This window comes from Aureimonas phyllosphaerae (assembly GCF_047943035.1).
In the GTDB taxonomy this organism is placed as follows: Bacteria; Pseudomonadota; Alphaproteobacteria; order Rhizobiales; family Rhizobiaceae; genus Aureimonas; species Aureimonas phyllosphaerae.
On sequence record NZ_CP181348.1, the window covers coordinates 4,499,665 to 4,522,734 of the forward strand.

Sequence of the window (23,070 nt, forward strand, 5' to 3'; positions counted from 1 at the left end):
CTTGATGACCCGTAAGACGCCCGCCCTCGCCCTTGCGGCCGCCCTCCTGTGCGGCGCGACGCCGACGCTTGCCGAGGTGTCGCCGCTCGATCTCGTCCAGCCGGTGGCCGAGTACAAGCTCTACGTCTCGGACAAGCTGGAAACGCTGGTGACCGACACGAAGGCCTTCACCGACGCCATCAAGGCAGGCGACGTGGCGCGTGCCAAGGCGCTGTTTGCGCCGACCCGCATGAGCTACGAGGCGGTCGAGCCGATCGCCGAGCTGTTCTCCGACCTCGACGCGTCGATCGATTCGCGCGCCGACGACCACGAGAAGCGCGAGGAGGACGAGGGGTTCACCGGCTTCCACCGCCTGGAATACGGCCTCTTCGCGAAGAACTCGACCGAGGGCCTCGCGCCCTTCGCCGACCGGCTGATGGCCGACGTCACCGATCTCGAGCAGCGCATCGCCGACCTCGCCCTGCCGCCCGAGAAGGTCGTCGGCGGCGCGGCCGCGCTGATGGAAGAGGTCGCCGCGACCAAGATCTCGGGCGAGGAGGACCGCTACAGCGGCACCGACCTTTGGGACTTCCGCGGCAATTTCGACGGCTCGCGCAAGATCTTCGACCTCGTCCAGCCGCTGATCGAGACGCAGGACGCCCCCTTCGTCGCCAAGGTCAACAAGAGCTTCGGCATCGTCGACACGACGCTCGACAAGTACCGCGAGGGCGACGGCTACACTCATTACGAAAAGCTCACCGACGCGGACCGCCGCGTTCTCGCCGCCAACGTCAACACGCTGGCCGAGGACCTCTCCACGCTGCGCGGCAAGCTCGGCCTGAACTGACCCGCGCCATACCGAGCAACGGCCGCACCGGAGGTTGGACACCTCCAGGGCGGCCGTTTTCGTCTCCGCCGGCTTCGTCCCCGATCGTCAGCACAACGCCCTCGGAGGCACGCGACAGACCGAGTGGATTGCGGATCGAAGGTGGCTCGAAGCAACCCGTGCGACCGGGCGCGCTTCGCATCCGGCCGGTCAAGGATGGGAGGCGTCTTCAAGCCCATCCGTCGCATCGCGGCATGGCGGGCGGGGCGAAGCGGATGAAGGGACGGCCGTCCGCTCCGATCTCGACGCTGGCGGCCACCTTGAAGACGGCGCCGATCAGCTCGGGCGTCAGCACGTCCGACGGCAGGCCCGCGGCGGCGAGCCGACCGCCCTCCATCACCGCGATCCGGTCGGCGAACATGGCGGCGTGGTTGAGGTCATGGAGCGCGGCGAGCACGGTGCCGCCGCGCCGCCGCACCAGCGCGAGGAGGCCGAGCTGGTGCTCGACGTCGAGGTGGTTGGTCGGCTCGTCGAGGACGAGCACCTTCGGCTCCTGCGCAAGCGCGCGGGCGATGTGGAGCCGCTGCCGCTCGCCGCCCGACAGCGAGTGCCAGAGACGGTCGCCCAAGGGCGCCATGTCGACGGCCTCGAGCGCGTCGGCGACGATCGCGTCGTCGCGTGTCCCCCAGGGCGACAGCGCGCCGAGATGGGGCGCGCGCCCAAGCTCCACTGCCTGGCGCGCGGTGAGCCGCTCCGTCGTCTCGGCCTGCTGTTCGACGAGGGCGAGGACGCGCGCGAGATCACGACGCGGCATCCGTGCGACCGATCGCCCGTCCAGCGTCGCCGCTCCGCCATGCGGGCGTTTCAGACCCGCCAGCATCGCGATCAGCGTCGTCTTGCCCGATCCGTTGGGGCCGACGAGGGCGAGGAATTCGCCGGGCCGCGCCTCCAGCGACACGCCGTCGACGATCGCACGCCCGCCTGCGCGGAATGTCAGGTCGTTTGCCGCCAGCCTCATCGCCCTCCCGCCCCGTTCGCGACCGGACGGTGGATGAGGATCAGCGCGAAGGCCGGCGCACCGACGAGCGCCGTCATCACCCCAATCGGCAGGACCTGGCCGGGGATGGCTGTGCGCGACAGGACGTCGGCGGCGATCATGAAAACGGCGCCGATCAAGGCGCTGGCGGGCAGGAGCGCGCCGTGGCGCACGCCGACGACGAGCCGCGCGGCGTGCGGGATGACGAGGCCCACGAAGCCGATCGAGCCGACGATCGAGACCATGACCGCCGTCATCAGCGCGGTCGCCCCGATCAGCACCGCCCGCACCCGGCGAACGGGTATGCCGAGCGCGGCGGCCGAGGCGGTGCCGAAGGCGAAGGCGTCGAGCGACCGAGCATGGAGGAGACAGACGGCGAGGCCGGTGAGCGCCACGGGAACGGCGAGCGCCGCGTCCGGCCAGCGCACGCCCGACAGGTTGCCAAGGAGCCAGAACATGATGCCCCGCGCCTGGTCGGCGGTGGCCGACTTGGTGACCACGAACGAGGTCAGCGCGTTGAAGAGCTGCGATCCCGCGATCCCGGCGAGGATGATCGCCGCCGGCCCGCGGCCCGCCAGAAGCGCGAGCCCCGACACGAGCGCGAAGGCAAGGAGCGCCCCTGCGAGCGCGCCGAGCGGCAAGGACAGGAGGCCGCCGCCGAGCCCAAGGATTGCGACCGCCACCGCCCCCGACGAGGCACCGGCCGAGATTCCGAGAAGGTAGGGGTCCGCCAGCGGATTGCGCAGCAGAGACTGGAGGACGGCCCCGGAGACGGCGAGCGCCGCGCCGCATGCGCTTGCTACCACCGCGCGTGACAGGCGGTAGTTCCAGACGATGCCCTCGTCGATCGGGTCGAGGACGTGGCCGCCGTGCCAGAGGCGGTTGGCGAGCGTCTTCGCCACCGTGTCGAACGGGATGCGCGTCTCCCCCACCGCCGCCCCGAACAGGAGAGCAGCGAGGAGGAGCGCGAGCGCACCGAGCGCGAAGCCGGCGGCGCGTGCCGAATGGGCGGCGGCTCGGCTCACCGGGCGAGGCCGGCCTTCGCGAGGGCGTCGGCCAGCACCTCGATGCCATCGATGGTGCGGATCGTCGGGTTCATCGTCTGCGCGTCCATCTCGACGACGCGGCCGTCCCTCACCGCGGGCATCAGGCTGGCGACCGGGTCGGTCTTCAGGAACTGGAGCTTCACCACGATGTCGTCGGCCGGAAAGCGGCGACGGTCCATCTCACCCGCCACGATCACCGTCGGGTTGGCGCGGGCGATCGTCTCCCAGCCGACCGTCGGCCACTCCTCCTGGCTGTCGATGACGTTCCGCACCCCGAGGAGGGACATGATGTAGCCCGGCGCGCCGCCCTGCCCGGCGACGTAAGGGTCGATGTCGAGTTCGGCGGAGGAGAACCAGAACACCGCCGAGGTGCCCTGCTTCAGGCCGGCAATCTTCGCCTTGGCCGTAGTCTCGCGCGCCTTCAGCTCAGTGACGAGTTCGGCGCCCTTGTCCTGGACGTCGAAGATGCGGGCGAGGTCCTCGACCTCCTGGTAGACGAGGTCCATGGTGAAGCGCGCCGTGCGGGTGCCGTCGCCGCCGCCCGAGTTGTCCTTGCCCTTGCAGTCGGCGGGCGAGGTGTAGACGGGAATGCCGAGTTCCTCGAACTGCTCGGGCGTCGCGACCACGCCCTGCGGACCCACCTGCCATTCGAACTGGGTTGTCACGAGGTCCGGCCGCTCGGCGACGACGCTCTCGAAGCTCGGGTCGTTGTCGGCAAGGCGCTTCACCGTCGCGTTCGCTTCTTCGTACCCCGGCAGGACGGGACCGACCCAGACGGCCGTCCCGGCAACGCGGTCAGCGAGGCCGAGGAGATAGAGGATCTCGGTGGTGGACTGGCCGATCGAGACCACGCGCGAGGGTGCCTTCTCGAAGCGTAGCGTGCGGCCGCAGTTCTCCAACTCCAGCGGATACTGCGTCGGGGCGGCGATGGCCGAGCCTGCGGAGAGGACGACAGCGAGGAGGCCAAGGGCGGCGGGGCAGCGGTAGGATGTCATCGACGGGTTCCTGATGGGAATGGGCGCGGCTTCGCCATGCCGCGGCGTGCGGCCTGGGTCGCCCGGATGGGAGAACGGGACGAGCGCGGCGCCTCAGCGGCGCGCGGACGCTCGCGGGCGGAAGCAGAAAGGGGGAGTGTGGGCGCGAACGCGCCGAGGGTGAGCCGTCATGGGCATCCTTTCCGGGCATCCCCGCCCGAACGTCATGGATCTATCGCTGACGGCAGGTCTCCTGGCTCGCGGAGGTCGCACCGATCATCTGCCTTCCCGCTTCGGCCCGTGGGCGCTTCGCAGTGGCATGGCGCCGGGGCGACCCGGCGGCCCGCCGCGCCCGTCCGAGGACCAGCGCGGGGATGATCGGCATCCGCTTACAGTTGCGGGGGCAGCCACGGTTTCGGCCCCGATTGGGTCGTCCTCACCGTGTTCCCTTTTAATCCCCCGGGCTCGTCGCCGCGGGGAAACCGTCGAAGCCTGCTTACGCGGCGCACGTCGGCAGCGTCAACGGCATGGGAGGTGGAGAAGTTCGATACCGCCACGCGGTCGGGATGACGGAGATACTCGATGCGAACGAGGCACAGCCCCAATAGCCGCTGGGAACGGCAGACCGGCGACGAACCGACGCCGAGGCCACCCGCGCCGAGGATATGGCGCCTCCTCGTTCTCGTGTCGGCGCCCCCATAAATCCCGCAGAGCAAACGCATTAATCAATAGGTTAGTGGCAACTTCGACCCATAAGTCCCGCAGAGCCACCCCATAAATCCCGCATTGACGTAGTCTTCCGACCCATAAATCCCGCAGCGTGTTCTAGCAGTGTCCAATGAGGCCGCTCGCCAGATCCCAGGGGATCGTACGAGCAGGCCTTCAACGACCCTGTCGCCGTCCATTCATCGGGACCAAACTGACAACCAGTGGCGATGGGAAATACAGCCGGCCCGAGGCAACGCCGCATGCCACGACGAGCGGCCCCGACGTTCGATCGACGACATTCGCCGCACGTCCGCGACGCCGCCCAAACGACCCACCGGCTATCCACGAGCCGGAGGCGTCCACCACGCGACGACCCTCAGGTCAGACCGGCTTCCCGTCCGAACGCCGCCCCACATCAGAACTCCGGGCCGTTCTATTGGAAGGAATCGGTCTGCCAGAGCGGCGGCCATCGCAGCGAGCACTCCGTTCCAAACTCCGGCGCGGTCCCATTTCGTCAGGCGGGCACGGACCGTGGAATGAGGGCCATACCTGTCGGGGAGATCGGACCAAGGCAGACCGGTCCTCAAGTGCCACAGGATGCCGTCGACGGTGCGCCGGTCGTTCAAGCGGGCGTAGCCCTGAACCGCGGTCGGCAGAAGGGGGGAGATGACGGACCATTCCTCGTCCCCCATGTCATCGTAAGCGGTGGACTTCCCGGCGTCCGGACTTCCAGAAGGCACCCGGTCGACAAGGCCATCCGACAGGACCCTCTGGACATCGCCGCGCTGGACCACGAACAGGTCGGCAAATCCGGCGACGGCATGCACCAGGCAACCACGAGCCTCGAGATCGGACCGCAGGCTTTCGCTCCAGGGCATCCCGTACTCCGACCTCAGACGGTTAGAGAGGACGTAACGTGCCGCGAACTCGTCGACATCCTTCTCCAGAAACCCCGACTTGATGCGCTTACCGTCTGACGCGCTTTGAAGAAGCCCTCCCTGGACGAGACCGATCAAGCTTGCCCAGGCCGTCCCGAGTCGGTTTGTGGTCGCGTGTGAGCTGAGAAGCTTCGGCTTGCTCTCGATCTCCCTCGCGCGCTGAGTTCGCATTTGCGTTTGACGTCTCTTCTCGCGCAGCTCCTTTGGGAGCTTGAGGTAGTCGCCTTTCTCCAGATCGCTTCGATCCAAGACGACCGACTTGAGGTCGCCAACCCTCGATGCTCCGAGCGGTACGAGGGTGCCGCCGACGATTGCCTGCAGGGCGAGCCAGGTATCGACCTCACCCGCGAACAGACGCAAGTGATCGCGCTCGTTCACCGTGACGAGCGGAGCGTCCAAGCGTACGAGGCTTGCGAAGCGCTCGACGTCCTCGACCCTCACGTACCTATGTTCCGCTGGTGGAGGCCCGATGACAACCGGTAGCATTTCGAGTTCGAAGATCCTGTTCAGGTGCTTCTTCGTAACTCCCAACCGCTTGCTGACTTTTCCCATAGGAAGGCGGTCCGTGCGGATCGACGTTATCTTTGGTATGTCGCCACGGAGGAATCTACCGAGCGAGACGTCTCGCTCTGTGATCATCCCGGCGTCCAGTGCCCGCCTGACGAATGTTCGGTACTGTGTCCCAGCCGCGAGCGACGCGGACTTGATGGACACGTAGCGGCTGCTGGTGCAGTCCTCGCGGAAGAGCGTGTCCGTCGTCATCATCGGAATTTCGGACATCGCATGGGTCCGCACGATCCCCCTGAGGGTCTCGACGTGCTTGGGCGTGTTGTCGTCATATCGGGGAGTGTCGAGCCATTTGAACAGCATGCCGTACGACTTCGTGGGGCCGTTGATGGAACCAGCCGATCGGTCGAAGAGGCTCTGGAGGAGGCGCTCGACTCCCTGCTTTCCTTCGAGGCAGACGGCAAACCCTCGGGAAGCCAGCCGACAGAAGTCCGCAGGCGCCAACGTCTCCACGAAGCGGTTCACGCGCTCGGTGCCCATCTCCGCAACGATGCCCAGCCGCCACATCGTCTCGTCCGCCTGATGCAGGCTCATCTGGTCCAGGAATGGCACGGACATGCGCTCGCGGATGCCCAGGCGTCCCTGGACGTAAGCCTCGGCAGCCATGTCCCCCTCGGACAATGCCGTCCGTGTCTTGGCGGCGAACGGCGCGCGGCAGACCATGCAGCGATGTGACGGGACATGCGAATGCTTCACGATCGCCCGGCATTGGGGCCGCGGACAGCGCGTCTCCAGAAGGATTCGATGTCGCGAGCAGGCGCGGACGAAGCGCAGGTCCCACCATGCACGGACATACGCACGCTGCTCTGGCGGTCCGCCCTCCCCGTCCGACGCGTCCTCCTCAAGGCATTCGGCGCAGTAGCGCCGACCCGCCTCGGCAAAATCCATGCAGCACCACTCGGACTTCATCCGAAGGGTCTCGCCCGCCAGCACGACGGTGGATTCGGACACCTGGTCGACGGACCATTCCGCGATGCCCGCTTCCGGCAGGCCGGAGAGGATCGACAGTTCCGCGGTATGATGGCCCCGCGACACGGCAACGGGATCGAGGCCCACCGAGCGGGCGAACCGCGCCGGATCGTCGGCCCCCCGACGCGAGGCCAGGCGGCCCAGCAGGCTCAGCGGCGTCTCGCCGATCCGTGGCCGGACTCGAAGGGGAAGCAGCGCGAGATTGTCTGGCATGACCGTTTCCGACAGGAATCGGCCGAGCTTCGGCGACGGTGCAATAAGATCGCGTTAGGATCGGATGCCAGAACACCGCCTTCGGCAACCTGAGTCCTTTTGAAGCTCTCGAACCCGGTTCCGCGATCCCTCACGAATTCCTGCGAATTGCGTCGTTGGCGCGCCGAGGGGCGCCGACGCATTGCGTCAACCCCCGACCAAGTTGCCCTGCCCCCGACGCTAGCGGCCCGATCGGCTCGATCGCATGGCTGGCCGCCTGCCGGACAGTTGCGCGTCACCGGCGCCGCGAAGGTAGACGACCTGGCGGCAGGCGGGCGGACCGATCACCGGATGCACGCCGACCCTCGCGAGACGGTTGATGAGCGCCCTGGGCGCCAGTTCCTGGCGGACGGCGAGCTTTGCCCCCGTGACGAACCGTTCCTCGAAGCGCGCGACCTCGGACCGCGGTATCATCCACGACGCTCCGGCGCGCCTCGCCGAGATCATCCCCTCGCGCAGCATCGTCGACACCGCCTCCGGATGCATCTCGATGGCTCCCGCGAACTGCTGGAGGTTCAGCGTCTCCGTGTCCTCAGCCGCACGCGGGACGAGATCGCTCTCCCGCAGAAGGCATGCGCCGAGACCTCGTCCACCGGGTAGCCGAGCCGCGGGACGGAGGCGCCCGGCCGCCAGTTCGGCGACGAGCGCCGTGGTGTCTGTCCTTGCCGACCGCGTGGCGCCGGCGAGCCGCACCAGGCCGCTTCCTTCCTCGGCCTCCCCCACGTCGCGTAGGATCCTCTCGACGAAGCCGTCCAGCCTCTCGCCGTCGAAGACCTTCTTTCCGTTCCCTTCGCCGAGCAGGCAGCCGTCGAGGACGCCGGAGGAGACCAGCGAGCGGACCTGCGGACGACCGATCCCCAGTCGCTGTGCGGCCGTGGCGACGCCGATCCTGCGGCGCCGATCCGAGGCGAGCGCCGTGACGGCCGCGGGGTCGACGGTACTCGACACGCCCCGTCTCGACCCGCGCGGCATGCGGCCCGCTGCGACCAGCAGGCTCCTCGTCCGGGCGACGTCGCTCCCGATCGCCCTCGAAGCGCCGACGAGGGTGAGACCCCGGGCCACCTTTTTCCCAAGCATGGCCTCTCCGTCGGCCATCACGCCGTTGGCGACGGCATGGCGCCGAAGTTCGGAGCGAAGGCGGTCGCCGACGGGTCCGTCGGGATAGGTAGACACGAACTGCTCGTAGACCCAGCCGTAGGTCGCAAGCACACCTCCCGAACGCTTGCCGCCCCGATCAAGAGCCGCCTTTCGGTCGAGCACCTCACGGAAGGAGTGGGGCCAACCTTCCAGGCAGGCCATTCCCGCGTCCCGGAGGTCGCCGTCCGCTTCGGTTCCCGCATCCGGCCAACGGGCGTGCCAGTCCGCACACTCGACGAGCCCCAAGAGCCGGGCAAGGGGAATGAGTTCGGCGACCACCAAGTCGTCCACGTTCGGCGAGGCGTGGCGCGGCAAACCGAGGAGCCGATCGTGGAGGTAGCGGGAGAATGCCCCGACGGGCTGCGGGCGCCCCTCCCCGTTCAGCTTCGCGCCGCACCGACAGGAGTGCAACGGCGCATGGTCCCAATTCGCCCGGGCGCCACACCGACGGCAGGCATGTTCGATACGGCAGCCGTGACGCGGACATGTCTCGATGGCGGCCACGTCCCACCAGAAGCGGTGACGGGCCATCGCAGCCCCTGACGACGACAGGTCGAGGTCTTCCGAAAGGCAGGCCGGACACCAGCGCCGCGACGCCACCGAGTGGTCGATCGTGCGAAGGGTCTCCCCGCGCAGTTTCACGATGCGCCGACGGATGTCGTGGGCCGGCGTCGAGAACCGGAGCACCTCATCATCCACCAAGGCGGCGGACGCGAGGTTGGATACGCCCCCGCCGGCGAGCAGTGACCTCAGCGGCAGCCCGCAGGACGAGGCAAACCCCCTGACGTCCAAGCGCCCGTGGCGCCAGGCGAGACGTGCCATCAAGCCGTAGGAGGGCTCGTCCGGTGCAAGCGGGACACGCAGCGCGAACCGACGGATGGGCGCCGGAGCCCTTCTCCGCTCAACGCCGTCCATCTGCTGCCTTGGGGCCGCGGAACGTGCCCTTGCGCTGCCCCTCGCGCTTCCTCGGCTTATAATCATTCTTTGTGGCGTCCGGCTTTGCAGGGGCAGCCTCGGTTTCCTCGTCGCCCGAGCCATCCTCTCCGACCGCGAGCCACGAGTTCCACATCCTGCGAAACTCGTCGACCTCCACGAGGAATGGGTTCCCCGCAACCGGGACGGTGCGGACGGCGGCCGCGACGGGAGGCGCGTCGAATTCGACCGGCGCGATGGCTGGCATCGGCTTGGGCCGGAACTCGTCGAAGATGACGCCCAGGTCGTAAGGGGTGATCTTTTCCAACTCACCATGCAGGACCTTGTCCAAGGCCGCGCTCATGTATTTCGAGACGAGGCCGATCCTTCCCTTGGTTGCGTAGTACATCCTAGCCTGCAGGACCGGATCGTCGAGCAGGGAGGGGACGAACGGCACGCCCACTTTGGCCTCCAATTCGACGAGAAGGGTCGCGAACTCTACACGACCCTCTTCCGTACCCCAGTCATAGGGAGCCAGGTAAAAAACAGGGGCCATGCGTCGTCCGACCTGTTCCTCAGGCTGGAGATCCAACACGCCCGGAAGCCCGGCCAGGACGAACTGGACCCCGGTTTGGTTCAGCAGCGACTTGACGAACTCTTGGATCACCTCGACCCGCTTGCCACCGCCTTTCGTCAACTCGTGGGCCTCGTCCAAGAGGATCACCTGTACGCCCATACGCCTGCAGAGATCACCGATCTCGAGGACGATGGCGGTGGAGTCGACGTCGGCTTGCGCCTTATAGCCCAAGGCTCCGACAATGGCCGACACGAACTGCCTTTTCTGCGCCGAGCTCGGCACTTGCAGTCGGACCACCGGCCGCACGTCGCCGTCCTGGTCACTCCGGAACGCTCCCGGCTTCATTCTCTCGTTGCGTTCGTACTGAGCGAGCAAGGTGCTCTTGCCCGCACCGGCGTAGCCGACGACGAAAAGCGCCCTTGCTTCGAGCGTCGTCTCGGGATTGGGAGTGTACCGCTTCCGCAGCCTGTCGATCGCCCCCAACGCCTTGTCGAGTTGCATGTGGTCGAGACACTCGCCCTCGAGTTGGAACAGCATCGCCTGGTGTTCCGCGGGCGACAGTTCGCTCTTCGGTACTTCGCTCATGACGCGCTCGCCCTCATGGCTGCCTTCTCACGCACGCGTCTCATGACGGTCTCCTTGTAGTCGGCGGCCACGTTCGGAACAGGTTGCACGATCTCGGGAGCTTCCATCTGAGGAGTCGGAGGATCTCGCACCTCGATGGCGGCAGGAGCTTCCGGCTCGGGCGCCGCATCCGGCAGGCGAGCCACGACACCGCTGTCGCCGGCGACCGGAGTGAGGAACTCGCCGTTCGCCAGACGGAACCTCGCTTCCGGCGCCGCGCCCCCCTTCCGCTTCTTGCCGGCAAGCCTTTCGTCCGCCCGGCGCTCGGATTCCAACATGAGTTCGGCCACCTGTTCGGGGGTGACCTTCCTGCCGTAACGCTTTCTCGCCTGCCGCCTGGCCTGAACCGCGTGACGGAAGCTGACCCCGACGCAAAGACGGGGATGCTTGGCGGGGATCACCACCGGCTGGCGTGCGCCGGGCGGGAAAAGCCAGATCTGCCCCGCGTCGAAGGGATCGGCCGACGCATGATACAGATGGCCGGGGCCATGGATGTTCTGCAACCTCTGAAGCTGGGGACCGGTGAAGAGCAGGCCTTCCACGCTGATGCCATCTCGACCGATCGGCACCAAGTACGCCTTGCCGAGCATGGAGTGCTTGTACCGGGCGTCAGGAGCGGGTTGGACGAACTTCTGGGCGGCCTTCTCATGCCATACGACAAGGGGGATACCGGACAGACCGTCATGCAAGGACGGATGATAATCGTCGACCACCCACTTCAGGAGCTTCCACTTCAGGTCGCGTAGAGTGAGTTTCGACTCCTTGTACGAATCGTATTCGTGACGTTGCACGTAAGACGAGAACGTCTTCCCTTCCTCGTAGGAGTAGACCTTCGCGTGCATGGTTCCGAAGAACCGTTCGATCTTCCCTTTCAGGTGCGGGCTACGCGCCGGCAGCGGCAAGATCCGAATGCGCAGGGACCAGCCGACCCTGTCGAGTGGGATCGAGAGGAACTCCTTGCCACGGTCCGTATAGATGACCTCGGGGATGCCATGGCACGGCCACGTGTGGAGAAGTTCGCGCTCGGGATCGAATTCGGGATGACCGGGCTTCCAGCGCCGAAGGTCCTTCGGCCAGAACGCGTGCATCAGGCAGCGCTGGACGGCGGCGTAGCCCGGGACCTCGAAGGACACGTGCATGCCGACGATCATCCGCGAGCAACGGTCCAGCACGACCGTTATCCATGGTCGTCCCAGGATGTCGCCGTTTTCGTCGCGGACAATGATGTCAGCGAGGCAGTGGTCGATCTCCACCTCGTCCATGACGTATTCGGGATCGGGATGCGCCTGAGAGACGCGATGGTTGTTCTTCGCCGTCCAAGCGCCGTATTGCCGTTTCTGGCGTTCGTACGATTCCGGGTAGAGTTTTTCGAGAAGCCGACCCAGCGGTTTCGCCGTCGTGAAGTAACTTTCGAATTCGGGATGCTGCAGCTTGATTGCGTCCCAGACCTGCCCGACGGACACCCTCTTTTTGTTTACGTTGAGCTTCCCGAGGAATTCCCCCATGACCTCGTAGATATCCTGCGCACCCTCCTTCGTCGTGACCAGCGCATGCACACGCTTGGTGCGGTTGCCCTTGTGCTTGTCGTCGGGCTGCAGGATTCCCTCGCTCCTGTTCGTCCGCAACCAGAGTTCGTGCCAATCCGAAACCGTTCGCCAGTGTGGGGGGCGGAGGAACCAAGGCATCTTCTTGAAGTCGTAATAGGTGTCGTCGTCTTCGTCGGGATCTTCGGGCGCCGTTTCCGGCAGTGCGCGGGAGGTTCTTTTTGCATCTTCCACAATCTCGATCTTCCTGAGCCGCTTGCGCCAGCCCCGGTAGTTCGCCGAGTGAACGCTGCGCTCCGTGGCCCCCTCGATCGGCACGCCGTCGTCGCCAACCCGCCCCAGTGATGCTTGGTCAGCTTGGTCGATCCCGGTAGTTCCACCCTCCCTGCTCGCGGGCACGACGGCGGCGCGACAGATCTCCTCCTTCGTCCGCCCTTTCCCGAGACGCTCATCGACGAAGCGGCAATAGGCGAGCTTCACGTCGACGACGAGCTCGACCCGTGCCGGCCAAAAGGCCCTGGGCGTAACCATCAGGTCCATCTGGCGTTCGGACACGAGCGCGGCGTTGGCCGGATAGTGGTGCAGGCGGCTGTCGAACCCCAGGAGTTCGATCATGACGTCGGAGAACGGAAGCACCTTCCCCGTCGCCGTCTCCTTCAGCTTCCACCCGCGGTCTGCCCGTTCTTGGACGGACCACAGGGTTTTCGCGCCTCCTTCGTCGATGATCTCGACATGCTCTCCCGGGTTCCAGCGGAGCGGTGATGCTTCGGGAAGCGACATCAGAAGCCGAACTCGTTGGGTACGGGACCGTTTGGACGGGGTTCGACATCCACCCAGACCTCGAACCGCGCCCCTCGGTGGCGGCATTCCTCGGCGATCGCGTCACGGCGACCGCGCAGGGTGGGGTCACGCAGCCAGACCCCACGCGGTTTCACCTCCCGGTAGGCCAGTCCGCCATCGGTCCCGAACACGGCGAAGTCTGGCGTGTAGCATCGACGGCGAGCGTGTTCCGACCAGATGAACGTGACGGGTTGCGGCCGGAAGTTCGCGACGTCGTCGTCCGCTTCCATCTGGTCCGCCATTGCGAGTTCCAGAAGACTCTCGACCGTGATCCGTCCGAAGGCCTTCTCGAAGTTGGCTCTCGGCGTGAAGGTTCGCTTGCCGCCGATCGCGAGCCGCCGGGCGGGTCCGACGCGGCGCGCGGCAGGCGAAGTGTCCGCCCTCCGGCGGCCTTCGAGCGGAACGTCGGGCAGCGCCCTGCGCGAGTTGCCGCGTGCGACGTCGCCATCCCCGTACGAGACGAAGACCCGATGAAGTTTGCTCGACATGCCGTCCCCGTCTTACTGCGTTGAATTCTCATTCGGCGGAGACGATCGTTCGATCGGTCATTCCGCCGTCACGACGGACTGCGCGAGACGCGCGAGCATCGTCCGGTGTGTTCGACCGTTCTGTTTCGACCGGATGCACGAACGCCCCCCCGATCGTTGCAAACGGTTGTCGGCGCTTCGTCTCCGCGCTGGGATCGTCGCGCGGAACTGCCCCGCCCCGCGCCAACCAAGCCCCTCGCCCCGTCTTCCCATCTCCGTCAGTCATCGCCGCTATCCCCCGACGGCTTGGTTCGAAGCATCCATAGGGACGCTTTCGATCGAACTGCGAATTTCCACACGATGCCCGGCGGAACTTCAGCAATCGTATCGATGGTGGGGAAACCAGATGATGATGGGACGACTTAGTCTACGAACCGTTTACGCGGATCGCGGAAGTCGAAACATCGAGATGGGATCGAAAATATTACGTTTGACTGACATTCAGGCCAACATGGAGCACGACGTCGGCGTCCCGAACGCCGGACCTCTTCGTCTGTCCTGATGTGCAGTTCGAAGGTTGCCGGACGACGGAGGCGTCTCAGCCTACGAATTCTGGAAATGCCGCCCGGCGTCCTGTTGGCGCCATCGACTGCAACCCACTTGCCCCGGGGACGGAGAACGTACGTCGCCGGACGCTTTCGACGCGGGTCTCGTGCCCAAGGACGGCTTGGCGGGACCGGAGGGACGGGGCCGACGAATGGTGGGGCCCGTGTAGATACCGGGGACGGTCCCCAAAAAGCTAGGACCCTCCCAACGATCTAGCCCTCGGCGTCCGCTTCGACGCCACCTCTGGATCGACGCCGACGGCCACCCTGCCCCGGCACTCCATGAACAACGCCCCGAGTTCCTCGAGCGCCTCGCGGATGCGCACGGCGTTGCCGACCCGGGGCACGCGCACCCCGTTCTCAAAATCGTTCAGGAGGTTCCTCCCGCAGTCGGCGGCTTCGGCCAGCGCGAGTTGCGAGACGCCCAGCATCGCACGGGCGCCGCGGCAGGCGACGCCATCGATCGGCAGCCCCGGGGAAAGCGGGACCGCCACCGAAGCGTCATCCCCACCCTCGCCATTCGATCGAATCGTCGTTGACTCTAGTCGGGCTTCATGTTTCATTTGGTCAACCGCAGAAGGGCTCGACCCACAACAAAGATGCGGGGGCCAGGGAGGCCCGGCACCAGTCGATCGATCGCTCGCTCTAACAGTGGATCCATCGCCTTGCCCACGTTCAAGTTCTATTGCGACCGGGACGTTCCCGGCACGTCCTGCATACCCATGCTCGCCGCGCTCGGCGCCGCGTCCCTGGGATTCGAGGTGTCTTACGGAAGGACGGATCCCGATCCGCCGACCCCGGGGCCGTCCGGCATGATGCCGGACTTCCTTGCGGGTGTCGACGTCGTACGGCCGTCCCATGAAACCGAAGCCTCGGATCCACCCGGCCGTCGCGGGACGCGCATGGTGAAAGGACTCGAGGACGGACGTGTCCTGCGAATCCTCGACGTGCCGCTGGCGGCACGGGACGGGCGCCGGCGCGGCGGCGCCGATGTCGACTGCCTCGTGGCAAGGTCGCTCCTGCTGTCTCGGCTCGAGCGCGATCCCGCGCCGATCCGGATCGCCTGCGACGCGATCGGCCGCAACGGCCTTTGCCGGACCTGGGACATCGCCTCCTCGAGTTGGCGCCTTGACGTCCCTGCCCTCACCAAGGCCGAGATGGCCTCGCTCCTGCGGGGCGTGCCGATGCCGAGGCCCCTGGCAACGGCCGGCGAACTCGCCCGCATGATCCTCGGCTCCGCAGGGATGCGGCATCCGGCGGCGCCCGCCCACGGATGGCCGATGGCGCTCCGCCGCCCGGCACAGGCCCGCAACAGGCCGATGGCCGCACACGCGGCCCGCTAGACCGCTTCCCCTGACCTTCGAACGCGCCGACGCCCGCCCCCCTTCGGCGGGGCAGCGATCTCGCGCGCCCGCATCCCCCTCATCAACCAAGCAATCACGAAAGGAACGCCCATGCACTTTGTCCGCCAACGCCCGGCCATCCGGACCGCCAAACGCTCCGCTCCCGACCGCGGAAGCGGCCGTCCCCGAAGGGGTTTCATCCCGACCCCCAAGGGAGGCGGCCTTGTACCGTTCGAGAGTTCGCTCGGAGCGGACCTCCTCAAGAGCATGGCCGCCGACCCGTTCGTCGCGTCCATACGCGCGCAGCCGGAGACCTTCGTCTGGCGTGACGCCGTCGACGGACGCCGCCACCGTTACACGCCGGACCTCCTCGCAGTCATGACCGACGGATCGAAGGTCTACCGATCCGTTCGGCCCAACGCCTTGCTGCTTCGCGACACCGAGCTCCGCGGGAGACGGACGAGGATCGAGCTGGAATGCGCGCTGAGGGGCGCGGCGTTCGAGATCTGGACGGAGCGCGAGATTCGCGAAGCCACGTGCGGCTGGCCGCTGCTGCGGGTCGCGACCGGTGCGGAGGCTTCGCTCTTGGCGAACCTGCCTCTGGAAGTGGACAGCGAGGCGTCGCCGGCGGCGCCGCCGAAGTTGGTGTTGCGAATAGCCGACAGGCTGGGCCTTCGCGGTCCCCTGCAAGCTGGCGACGTGTTCTTCGCCCGCTCGATGCTGACGGGCATCCTGATGGCGTTCCGGTGCAGGCTTGTCAGGGACCCGGTCACCGGACTGTTGGTCTGGAAGCCCGAACCTCGCGAAACTTGAGCGGAGCGCCCCTCGATCGCCTGCAAGGGTCGGCGGCACCCCCAAGGATCCGCCGACATTCCTCACACCCTCACCAATGCCGCGTGCTGTTCACCTCGAAAGGCAAGAAGATGCGCTCCATCCTACGTTCCTCCGCCTGTATGCCACTCTCCCACTCGGGTGATCGACACACTCCCAGTCCAAGCTTGGTCGACAGGTCCTTGGTCGACGACCGCACCGGGCTCATCGCAGCTCGCGCGTCCATCCGCGTCGATGTCTGTCCCCTCACGAAGACCATCGTCGGGTTCGCATTCACTTCGAAGCCGTTTTCCTCGGCACGGCCAGCAACGGTCGCCGTGCGCAATCTTGCGCGGAAGGCAAAAGCGGCGCCACGCAACGCAGGCGCTTGGTCGATGCCCGGGTATCCGAAAATCGTGGTGGTCGACTGCCCCGAGTTCGCGGCACCGACGCTGCGCAACTCGCGATCAGACCTACCTGCTTCCTCCGCCGACGACTGATTGAGAGACGGTCCGACGCGATGTCCAACATCTGTATCACGTCGAGCGTCTCGGTTCGGTCAGTCTCTCTCGATGGACAGTACCACTGCGCCTTCGAGCGGGACGTATTGAAATCTTCAACTACGATGTAACCACTGGCGAGGAACTCCGACCATAGACTATTGATGGTTTCACGAGTGCGGAATTCCGAATCATGGAGTTCCACTGCACTGATGTCGAAAACGGAGACGCGTAGTGGACGAGAAATCGAATGCGGTTGAACTGGCGGTTGAGATCACAACCGCGTGGCTCAGCAATCCGAATACCCGGGTCGCACCCGAGGACGTCCATACCTTCCTGAAGAACAGCCATGCCGCTCTTGTGGGCATGATCGACCCGCCGGCCGGTGAAGCGCAGGCGACTGCGGCGACACCGGAAGAATACCAGGGTGCGGTGACCGTCCGGAAAAGCCTTGCGGACCCCGAGGTCATCATCAGCATGATCGATGGAAAGCCCTACAAGGCGCTTCGTCGTCACCTTGCGACGCACGGCCTGACGCCGGAGACCTATCGCGAGCGCTACGGGCTAAAGTCGGATTACCCAATGGTCGCCCCGAACTATTCGAAGCGCCGTGCCGAGGTCGCCAAGCAGCTGGGGCTCGGGAGGAAGCGCCCGGTTGCTGCGGACGCCACGCCTGACGAAGCCGTCACATCGGAAGCGACGCCTGAATCTGCTTCGGCATCCGAGCCCACCCCGGCGAGCAAGCCGAAAGCCAAGCGGTCCGCAAAGGGCTCCGCGAAGGCGAACGCCTAAGGAGGCTCCCCGAGCCCGTCCTGCACAGGGACTTCCCACCGTGCAGGCGACGGGGGGCCGCTGCGTGCGGCCCCCGTCAGTCATCGGATCCGCCCACCAGATCCAGCCTCCGCGCTGCCGAACCCGCGGTTGGTTCGAAATCACGTGCACGGCGCGTTCGGTCGGGCCGCCCGCCGCATCTTCCCAAAGCATCTCAATGCCGAAGAACGCGCGGACGAAACCTCGACCGAACGTGGAGGCGAGCTTTCGCTTCGAGGCGGCTCCATCGGTCGCCTGCCCTCAGCCAGCATGGAGCGCGAAGCTCACCGCCCCCAGCATCGAGGTATCGGAAAACTTTTCGCTTCCGCTCCGGATCGAAGCCGCCTGACGACGGCGACCGCAGGCGGCCGCCCCCCTTCGCCGATATCGCGAAGAGGAGGATCGGCACCCCGACGCCACACCAGTCCGAAACCTGACGGCGCGCGTCGATCGAACAGCGGTCCCATCCAACCTCATGCCACGCCCTCCAGCCACCGGCATCCTTTGTGCATAAAGCACGTCAACGCGAAGCGTCTTGTTCAACAATATGGACGCGACTGTCGGTCATCGCTAACGTAGCCTTATCGAATGCAGGGCGCATACCGAGGGGGCCATCATCAACGGAGACGATTGGAGAAGCTTTGGACCTCGTACGCTGAGCGACGGAGGCCTCGTGCTCCCTACCCTGATTCCTGACGCTGCCGACAATCTTGGGGAGCGCGAACGGATGCGACCCTCCTCTCCACGCTTCCGACGCATGAGATCCAAGTCGTCTTGGAATGCATCGCTTCGACTGATGGTCGCTCCTCGTAACACGCTCCCAGGCAGGCTGGTAACAAGCACTTGCGCGGCTCTCCACGCTTGATGTCTCCCTCGACCCGATCGTTTGTGAGACGCTTTGCGTGAAGCATTTCCGCAATGGACGCGCGAGGGGCACCGCCCTCGAACGATCCGTCATCAGCACGATGGACCCTGCCAGCGCCCCCCGGCGGCAGTTGGGATCGGACGCCTTTCCCCGCGTGCGGACTGACCATGGCGACGATGAGTGAACGAAGATGGAAAACACGGTCGCCGTACCGCTCAGCGGCAACTTCATTCGGTTGACGAAACCAACGGCCCTCCAGGCGGCGGGTACGATCGTTGTCCGCATTCACACGGAGACGCTGGCATGACCGATCGAGGCAAGCCGCCATTGCCCGTTCTGAGGATTGAGAACCTTGGGGTCCGGTTCGGCACGACATCCGTCATCGAGGATCTCAGCTTCGCGGTGCCGGCCGGAAAGACCGTCGCGGTGGTCGGCGAATCCGGTTCGGGCAAGTCGGTGACGTCGCTCTCGGTCATGCGCCTCGCCGACATCGCGGGCGCGACCTTCCCCGCTGGGCGCATCCTCTTCGACGGCCCGAGCGGCGAGATCGACCTCCTGAAGGCCTCGCAGAAGGCGATGCGAGCCATCCGCGGCAAGGAGATCGCCATGATCTTCCAAGAGCCGATGACCTCGCTGAACCCGGTCTACAGGATAGGCGACCAGATCGGCGAGGTCCTGACGCTGCACGAGGGGATGACGAAGGCGGCGGCACTAGCCGAGGCGCGGCGCCTGCTCGACATGGTGCGCCTGCCCGACTCGGCCGACCTCCTGATGCGGTTTCCCCACCAGCTCTCCGGAGGCATGCGCCAGCGCGTGATGATCGCCATGGCGCTGGCCTGCCGCCCCCGGCTCCTGATCGCGGACGAGCCGACCACCGCGCTCGACGTGACGATCCAGGCTCAGATCCTGACGATCATGCGGGACCTGCAGCGGGACCTCGGCATGGCGATGGTCTTCATCACCCACGACATGGGCGTTGTCGCCGAGATGGCGGACGAGGTCGTGGTGATGTGGAAGGGCCGGAAGGTCGAGGAAGGCCCGGTGCGCCAGATCTTCGCCGCCCCGAGCCACGCCTACACACGCACGCTTCTCGCCGCCGTTCCGGCGCTCGGCAGGATGACAGGCGAGGACTTGCCGAAGCGGACGCCGCTGACCGTCCTCCAAGACGGCGAGCCGACGTTGGTCGGCACCGAGCGGGTGCAGGACACAGCGCGCTACGATGGCGCGCCGCTCCTCTCCGTCCAAGACCTCGTGGTCCGCTTCGACGTCAGAAAGACATTCCTAGGCCGGGTCACCCATCGCGTCCATGCGGTGGAGAACGTGTCCTTCGACATCCATCCTGGTGAGACGCTCGCGCTGGTTGGCGAGTCGGGATCCGGTAAGTCCACGATCGGGCGCACGATCCAGCAGCTCCAGGCTGCGACGTCCGGCAGTATTGCGTTCGGGGGCAAGCCGCTCGATCAAATGACCGCGGCCGAACGCCATCGGCTGCGCCAGGATGTCCAGTACATCTTCCAGGATCCGTTCGCCTCGCTCGACCCGCGCAAGACAGTGGGCTTCTCGATCGCCGAGCCGATCCGCACGCACGGGCTTCTTTCGTCGAGCCGCGAGATCGAAGCGCGCGTCCATGGCCTCCTCGAACGGGTCGGGCTCGGGTCCGAGCATGCCAAGCGCTACCCCCACGAGTTCTCGGGCGGCCAGCGGCAGCGCGTCTGCATCGCACGTGCTTTGGCCTGTGACCCGAAGCTGATCATTGCCGACGAGGCGCTGTCGGCGCTCGATGTTTCGATCCAGGCGCAGATCATCAACCTGTTCATGGATCTCCAAGCGGAGCGCGGACTCGCCTACCTCTTCATCAGCCACGACATGGCGGTGGTGGAGAAGATGAGCCATCGGGTGGCGGTTCTCTATCTCGGGCAGGTGATGGAACTCGGCAGCCGACGCCAGGTCTTCGAGACGCCGAGCCACGCCTATACGCGCAAGCTCCTGTCCGCCGTTCCCGTCGCCGATCCCACGAGGGCGCGCGACGCGTCCCTGATGGAGGGCGAGATCCCCAGCCCCGTGCGCGCCGTCGGCAATGAGCCGGCCATCCTGGCGCGGCGCGAAATCACGCCCGGCCATTTCGTGGCCGTAGGCGCCTGACGCGCTCCGAAGACCCAACGAGAAGGACCCAAGTTATGACGACACCGAAGACGATCCGTACTGCCTTCCTAAGCCTTGCGATGGCGGGCGTCGCTTTCGCCGCGGCGCCGGCGATGGCCGAGGGCAAGCTCACCGTGTCCTCGCCGCAGGATCCCGGCAGCTGGGACCCGGTCGACACGTTTCTTGTCAATTGGGCGGCCGTCGCCACCAACATCTTCGACGGCCTTACCTATCGCGGGCCGGACCTGAAGCTCGTGCCGGGACTGGCCGAGTCCTGGGAGGAGTTGGACGAGGGCAAGCGCATCCGCTTCAAGCTGCGGCAGGGCGTAACCTTCCACGACGGCGAGCCGTTCAACGCGGCGGCGGTCAAGTTCACGTTCGAGCGCCTCCTCGGCGAGCAGGGCTCCAAAGGGCCGCAGCGCTCTAACTACACGGCGATCGAAAGCGTCGAGATCATCGACGACTACACCGTGGACATGAAGCTGAAGTCGCCCGATCCGGTGCTCCTGACCAAGCTGGCCGGCTATGGCGCCATGATCGTGCCGCCGAAATACATCGCGGAGCACGGCGAAGACCATTTCAACACGAACCCGATCGGCACGGGCGCCTTCAAGTTCGTCTCCTACGCACCCAAGGTCGACATCAAGCTCGCGGCCAACCCGGACTACTGGGGCGGAGCGCCGAAACTGTCAGAACTCGAATACCGCTTCATCACGGAGCCGGCGACCGCCGTCGCCGAGCTCCAGGCGGGCCACGTCGACGTCGTGCTGCCGCCAACCATCCCCATCGGCATGATCGACGTGATCCGCAACGATCCCAAGCTCGAGCTGGTCTCGGTCCCCGGACCGACGGTGGATGCGCTCCGCTTCAACACGCGCGACGGCATCACCAAGGACGTCAACGTGCGCAAGGCGCTCATCATGGCGGTGGATCGCAAGACCATCGTCGAGCAGATCCTTGCCGGGCAGGCGACGGAGATCGCCTCCTTCCAGAGCGCGCTTTCCTTCGGGGACAACCCTGCCCTCAAGCCTCTTCCCTACGACCCGGAAGCCGCCAAGAAGCTCCTTGCCGACGCGGGCGTCCAGGAAGGTGCAAGCGTCCAGATCGACGTACGCGGAAACGACCAGACCATGAACGAGGTCGCGCAGGTCATCGCGAGCTACCTGCAGATGGTTGGCGTCACCGCGTCCATCAAACCCTACGAGACCAATGTCCTCCTCAACGACATCATCCCGCAGGGCAAGACCGGGGCGATGTTCCAGCAGAAGTGGGGCGGCTGGACCTTTGACTACGACAACACCGCCTATGCGATGTACCACTCGGGTGAGAAGTGGAACCCATACGAGAGCGATCCGGAGCTCGACAAGCTCCTCGAGTCGCAGCGCTCGTTGACCGACCGCGCCGAGCGCGAGCGGATCCTGCGGGAGATCGCCGCCACCGTCGCCGACCGGGCGCTTGAGATCCCGCTCTACAATTCGAACGCGATCTATGGCGTCAACAAGCGGGTAAAGGACTTTTTCGCGGCGCCCGACAACCGCACGAAGTTCGACACCGTGTCCGTCGAGTAGCACCGCTGCTTGAGGCCGCCCTCAGGGGCGGTCTCCTTCCGCGCTCGTCCGCGCAGGCCGCATCGCGCCAAGCGCATGCGCCCACGCTTCCGGAGAACGATCCCTTGGCCGGCTTTCTGATCAAACGCGTGTTTCAGGCGATCTTCGTCGTGATCGCCGTCACCCTCCTCGTGTCCTTCGCGATCCGCCTCACCGGCGACCCGGCGGTGACGATGTTCCAGGGTGGCGGGTCGATGACGGAGGAGGACCTGGCGCGCATCCGCCAGGCGCTCGGCGTCGACAAGCCGTTCCTCACCCAGTACCTCCTGTTCCTGAAGGGACTGCTGACGCTGGACTTCGGCCGCTCGTTCGCCGGGGGAGCGCCCGTTTCGACCCTTCTCGCCCAGGCGATGGGGCCGACGCTCCTTCTAGCCTTCCTGTCCATCGCCCTGTCGATCGTCGTGTCCATCCCACTCGGCATCAAGGCCGCGACCTCGCGCGGCCGGTGGAGCGACCAGATGATCCGCATCTTCTCGCTGATCGGCCTGTCCTTCCCGAACTTCTGGCTCGCGACCATGCTGGTGCTGCTCTTCGCCATCACCCTCGGCTGGCTCCCGCCTAGCGGCATGAGCACCTGGCAGAGCTACGTGATGCCTGCCTTCACGATGGGCCTGATCCTAACAGCGACCAATGTGCGCCTCGTCCGCACGACCATGCTCGAAACGCTGGGGTCGCAGTACGTCATGGTGGCTCGGGCCAAGGGCCTCAGCGAGCGTAAGGTCCTCTACAAGCACGCGCTGCGGAACTGCGCGATCCCGCTCATCACCTATTTCGGCATCCAGTTCGGCGGCCTTCTCGGCGGCATCGTCGTGGTGGAGCGCGTCTTCAACTGGCCGGGCCTCGGCACGCTCGCCTTCGATGCCGTTGCGGCGCGCGACTACCCGCTCCTTCAGGGCGTCATCACGGTGCTCTCGCTCCTGATCGTCGCCGTCAATCTTCTCGTCGACATCGCCTACGGTCTCGTCGATCCGCGCGTGCGTACGGAGTAGCCG

At 66.1% G+C, this 23,070-nt stretch carries 17 protein-coding genes and 1 riboswitch; of the genes, 8 read left to right on the forward strand and 9 right to left on the reverse strand.

All coding sequences use genetic code 11. The features are described 5' to 3' along the window. The first annotated feature begins 4 nt into the window (after positions 1-4). Complete coding sequence (gene efeO / locus ACLNGM_RS21615) at positions 5-826, forward strand: iron uptake system protein EfeO (RefSeq protein WP_416356518.1); 822 nt, start codon at positions 5-7, stop codon at positions 824-826. Positions 827-1,034: 208 nt separating this feature from the next. On the opposite strand, the gene ACLNGM_RS21620 is transcribed toward efeO, so the two are convergent. The 9 genes from ACLNGM_RS21620 to ACLNGM_RS21660 form a co-directional block, all read right to left on the reverse strand. Beyond that, entirely contained in the window at positions 1,035-1,823 is a 789-nt protein-coding gene (locus ACLNGM_RS21620) for an ABC transporter ATP-binding protein (protein WP_416356519.1), read from the reverse strand. Beyond that, the gene (locus ACLNGM_RS21625) at positions 1,820-2,866 is read right to left on the reverse strand and encodes a FecCD family ABC transporter permease (protein WP_416356520.1); all 1,047 of its coding nucleotides are present in this window, start codon (positions 2,864-2,866) and stop codon (positions 1,820-1,822) included. The genes ACLNGM_RS21620 and ACLNGM_RS21625 overlap by 4 nt, the downstream gene beginning before the upstream one ends. Beyond that, on the reverse strand, positions 2,863-3,882 hold the full coding sequence (locus ACLNGM_RS21630) for an ABC transporter substrate-binding protein (protein ID WP_416356521.1): 1,020 nt from the start codon (positions 3,880-3,882) through the stop codon (positions 2,863-2,865). The genes ACLNGM_RS21625 and ACLNGM_RS21630 overlap by 4 nt, the downstream gene beginning before the upstream one ends. Before the next feature lie 204 nt (positions 3,883-4,086). Further along, positions 4,087-4,363, reverse strand: a riboswitch (cobalamin riboswitch). Positions 4,364-4,907: 544 nt separating this feature from the next. Beyond that, positions 4,908-7,256 carry a transposase gene (locus ACLNGM_RS21635; protein ID WP_416356522.1) on the reverse strand — a complete coding sequence of 783 codons (2,349 nt, stop codon included), beginning with the start codon at positions 7,254-7,256 and terminating at the stop codon, positions 4,908-4,910. A 219-nt stretch (positions 7,257-7,475) separates the two neighbouring features. Next, complete coding sequence (locus tag ACLNGM_RS21640) at positions 7,476-9,254, reverse strand: TniQ family protein (protein WP_416358517.1); 1,779 nt, start codon at positions 9,252-9,254, stop codon at positions 7,476-7,478. A gap of 79 nt (positions 9,255-9,333) precedes the next feature. Continuing rightward, the gene (locus ACLNGM_RS21645; protein WP_416356523.1) at positions 9,334-10,506 is read right to left on the reverse strand and encodes a TniB family NTP-binding protein; all 1,173 of its coding nucleotides are present in this window, start codon (positions 10,504-10,506) and stop codon (positions 9,334-9,336) included. Further along, a complete protein-coding gene (locus tag ACLNGM_RS21650; RefSeq protein WP_416356524.1) occupies positions 10,503-12,869 on the reverse strand; it encodes an integrase catalytic domain-containing protein in 2,367 nt (788 codons plus the stop codon). The genes ACLNGM_RS21645 and ACLNGM_RS21650 overlap by 4 nt, the downstream gene beginning before the upstream one ends. Continuing rightward, positions 12,869-13,417 carry a hypothetical protein gene (locus ACLNGM_RS21655; RefSeq protein WP_416356525.1) on the reverse strand — a complete coding sequence of 183 codons (549 nt, stop codon included), beginning with the start codon at positions 13,415-13,417 and terminating at the stop codon, positions 12,869-12,871. The genes ACLNGM_RS21650 and ACLNGM_RS21655 overlap by 1 nt, the downstream gene beginning before the upstream one ends. A gap of 778 nt (positions 13,418-14,195) precedes the next feature. After that, a complete protein-coding gene (locus ACLNGM_RS21660; protein ID WP_416356526.1) occupies positions 14,196-14,495 on the reverse strand; it encodes a helix-turn-helix transcriptional regulator in 300 nt (99 codons plus the stop codon). Positions 14,496-14,903: 408 nt separating this feature from the next. Between ACLNGM_RS21660 and ACLNGM_RS21665 the strand changes: the two genes are divergently transcribed. The 7 genes from ACLNGM_RS21665 to ACLNGM_RS21695 all read left to right on the forward strand — a co-directional run bounded on the left by ACLNGM_RS21665 (position 14,904) and on the right by ACLNGM_RS21695 (position 23,067). Continuing rightward, positions 14,904-15,344 (forward strand): hypothetical protein, encoded by a 441-nt coding sequence (locus tag ACLNGM_RS21665; protein ID WP_416356527.1) that lies wholly within the window; start codon positions 14,904-14,906, stop codon positions 15,342-15,344. A 111-nt stretch (positions 15,345-15,455) separates the two neighbouring features. Continuing rightward, positions 15,456-16,157 carry a TnsA endonuclease N-terminal domain-containing protein gene (locus ACLNGM_RS21670; RefSeq protein WP_416356528.1) on the forward strand — a complete coding sequence of 234 codons (702 nt, stop codon included), beginning with the start codon at positions 15,456-15,458 and terminating at the stop codon, positions 16,155-16,157. 200 nt (positions 16,158-16,357) lie between these two features. Next, complete coding sequence (locus tag ACLNGM_RS21675) at positions 16,358-16,654, forward strand: hypothetical protein (protein ID WP_416356529.1); 297 nt, start codon at positions 16,358-16,360, stop codon at positions 16,652-16,654. Positions 16,655-16,888: 234 nt separating this feature from the next. Continuing rightward, positions 16,889-17,446 carry a MucR family transcriptional regulator gene (locus ACLNGM_RS21680; protein WP_416356530.1) on the forward strand — a complete coding sequence of 186 codons (558 nt, stop codon included), beginning with the start codon at positions 16,889-16,891 and terminating at the stop codon, positions 17,444-17,446. Between the two features lie 1,186 nt (positions 17,447-18,632). Continuing rightward, positions 18,633-20,471: a dipeptide ABC transporter ATP-binding protein gene (locus tag ACLNGM_RS21685; RefSeq protein WP_416356531.1), complete on the forward strand. Its 1,839-nt coding sequence runs from the start codon at positions 18,633-18,635 to the stop codon at positions 20,469-20,471. Between the two features lie 35 nt (positions 20,472-20,506). Next, entirely contained in the window at positions 20,507-22,039 is a 1,533-nt protein-coding gene (locus tag ACLNGM_RS21690; RefSeq protein WP_416356532.1) for an ABC transporter substrate-binding protein, read from the forward strand. Positions 22,040-22,143: 104 nt separating this feature from the next. Continuing rightward, a complete protein-coding gene (locus ACLNGM_RS21695; RefSeq protein WP_416356533.1) occupies positions 22,144-23,067 on the forward strand; it encodes an ABC transporter permease in 924 nt (307 codons plus the stop codon). Positions 23,068-23,070: the final 3 nt, after the last annotated feature.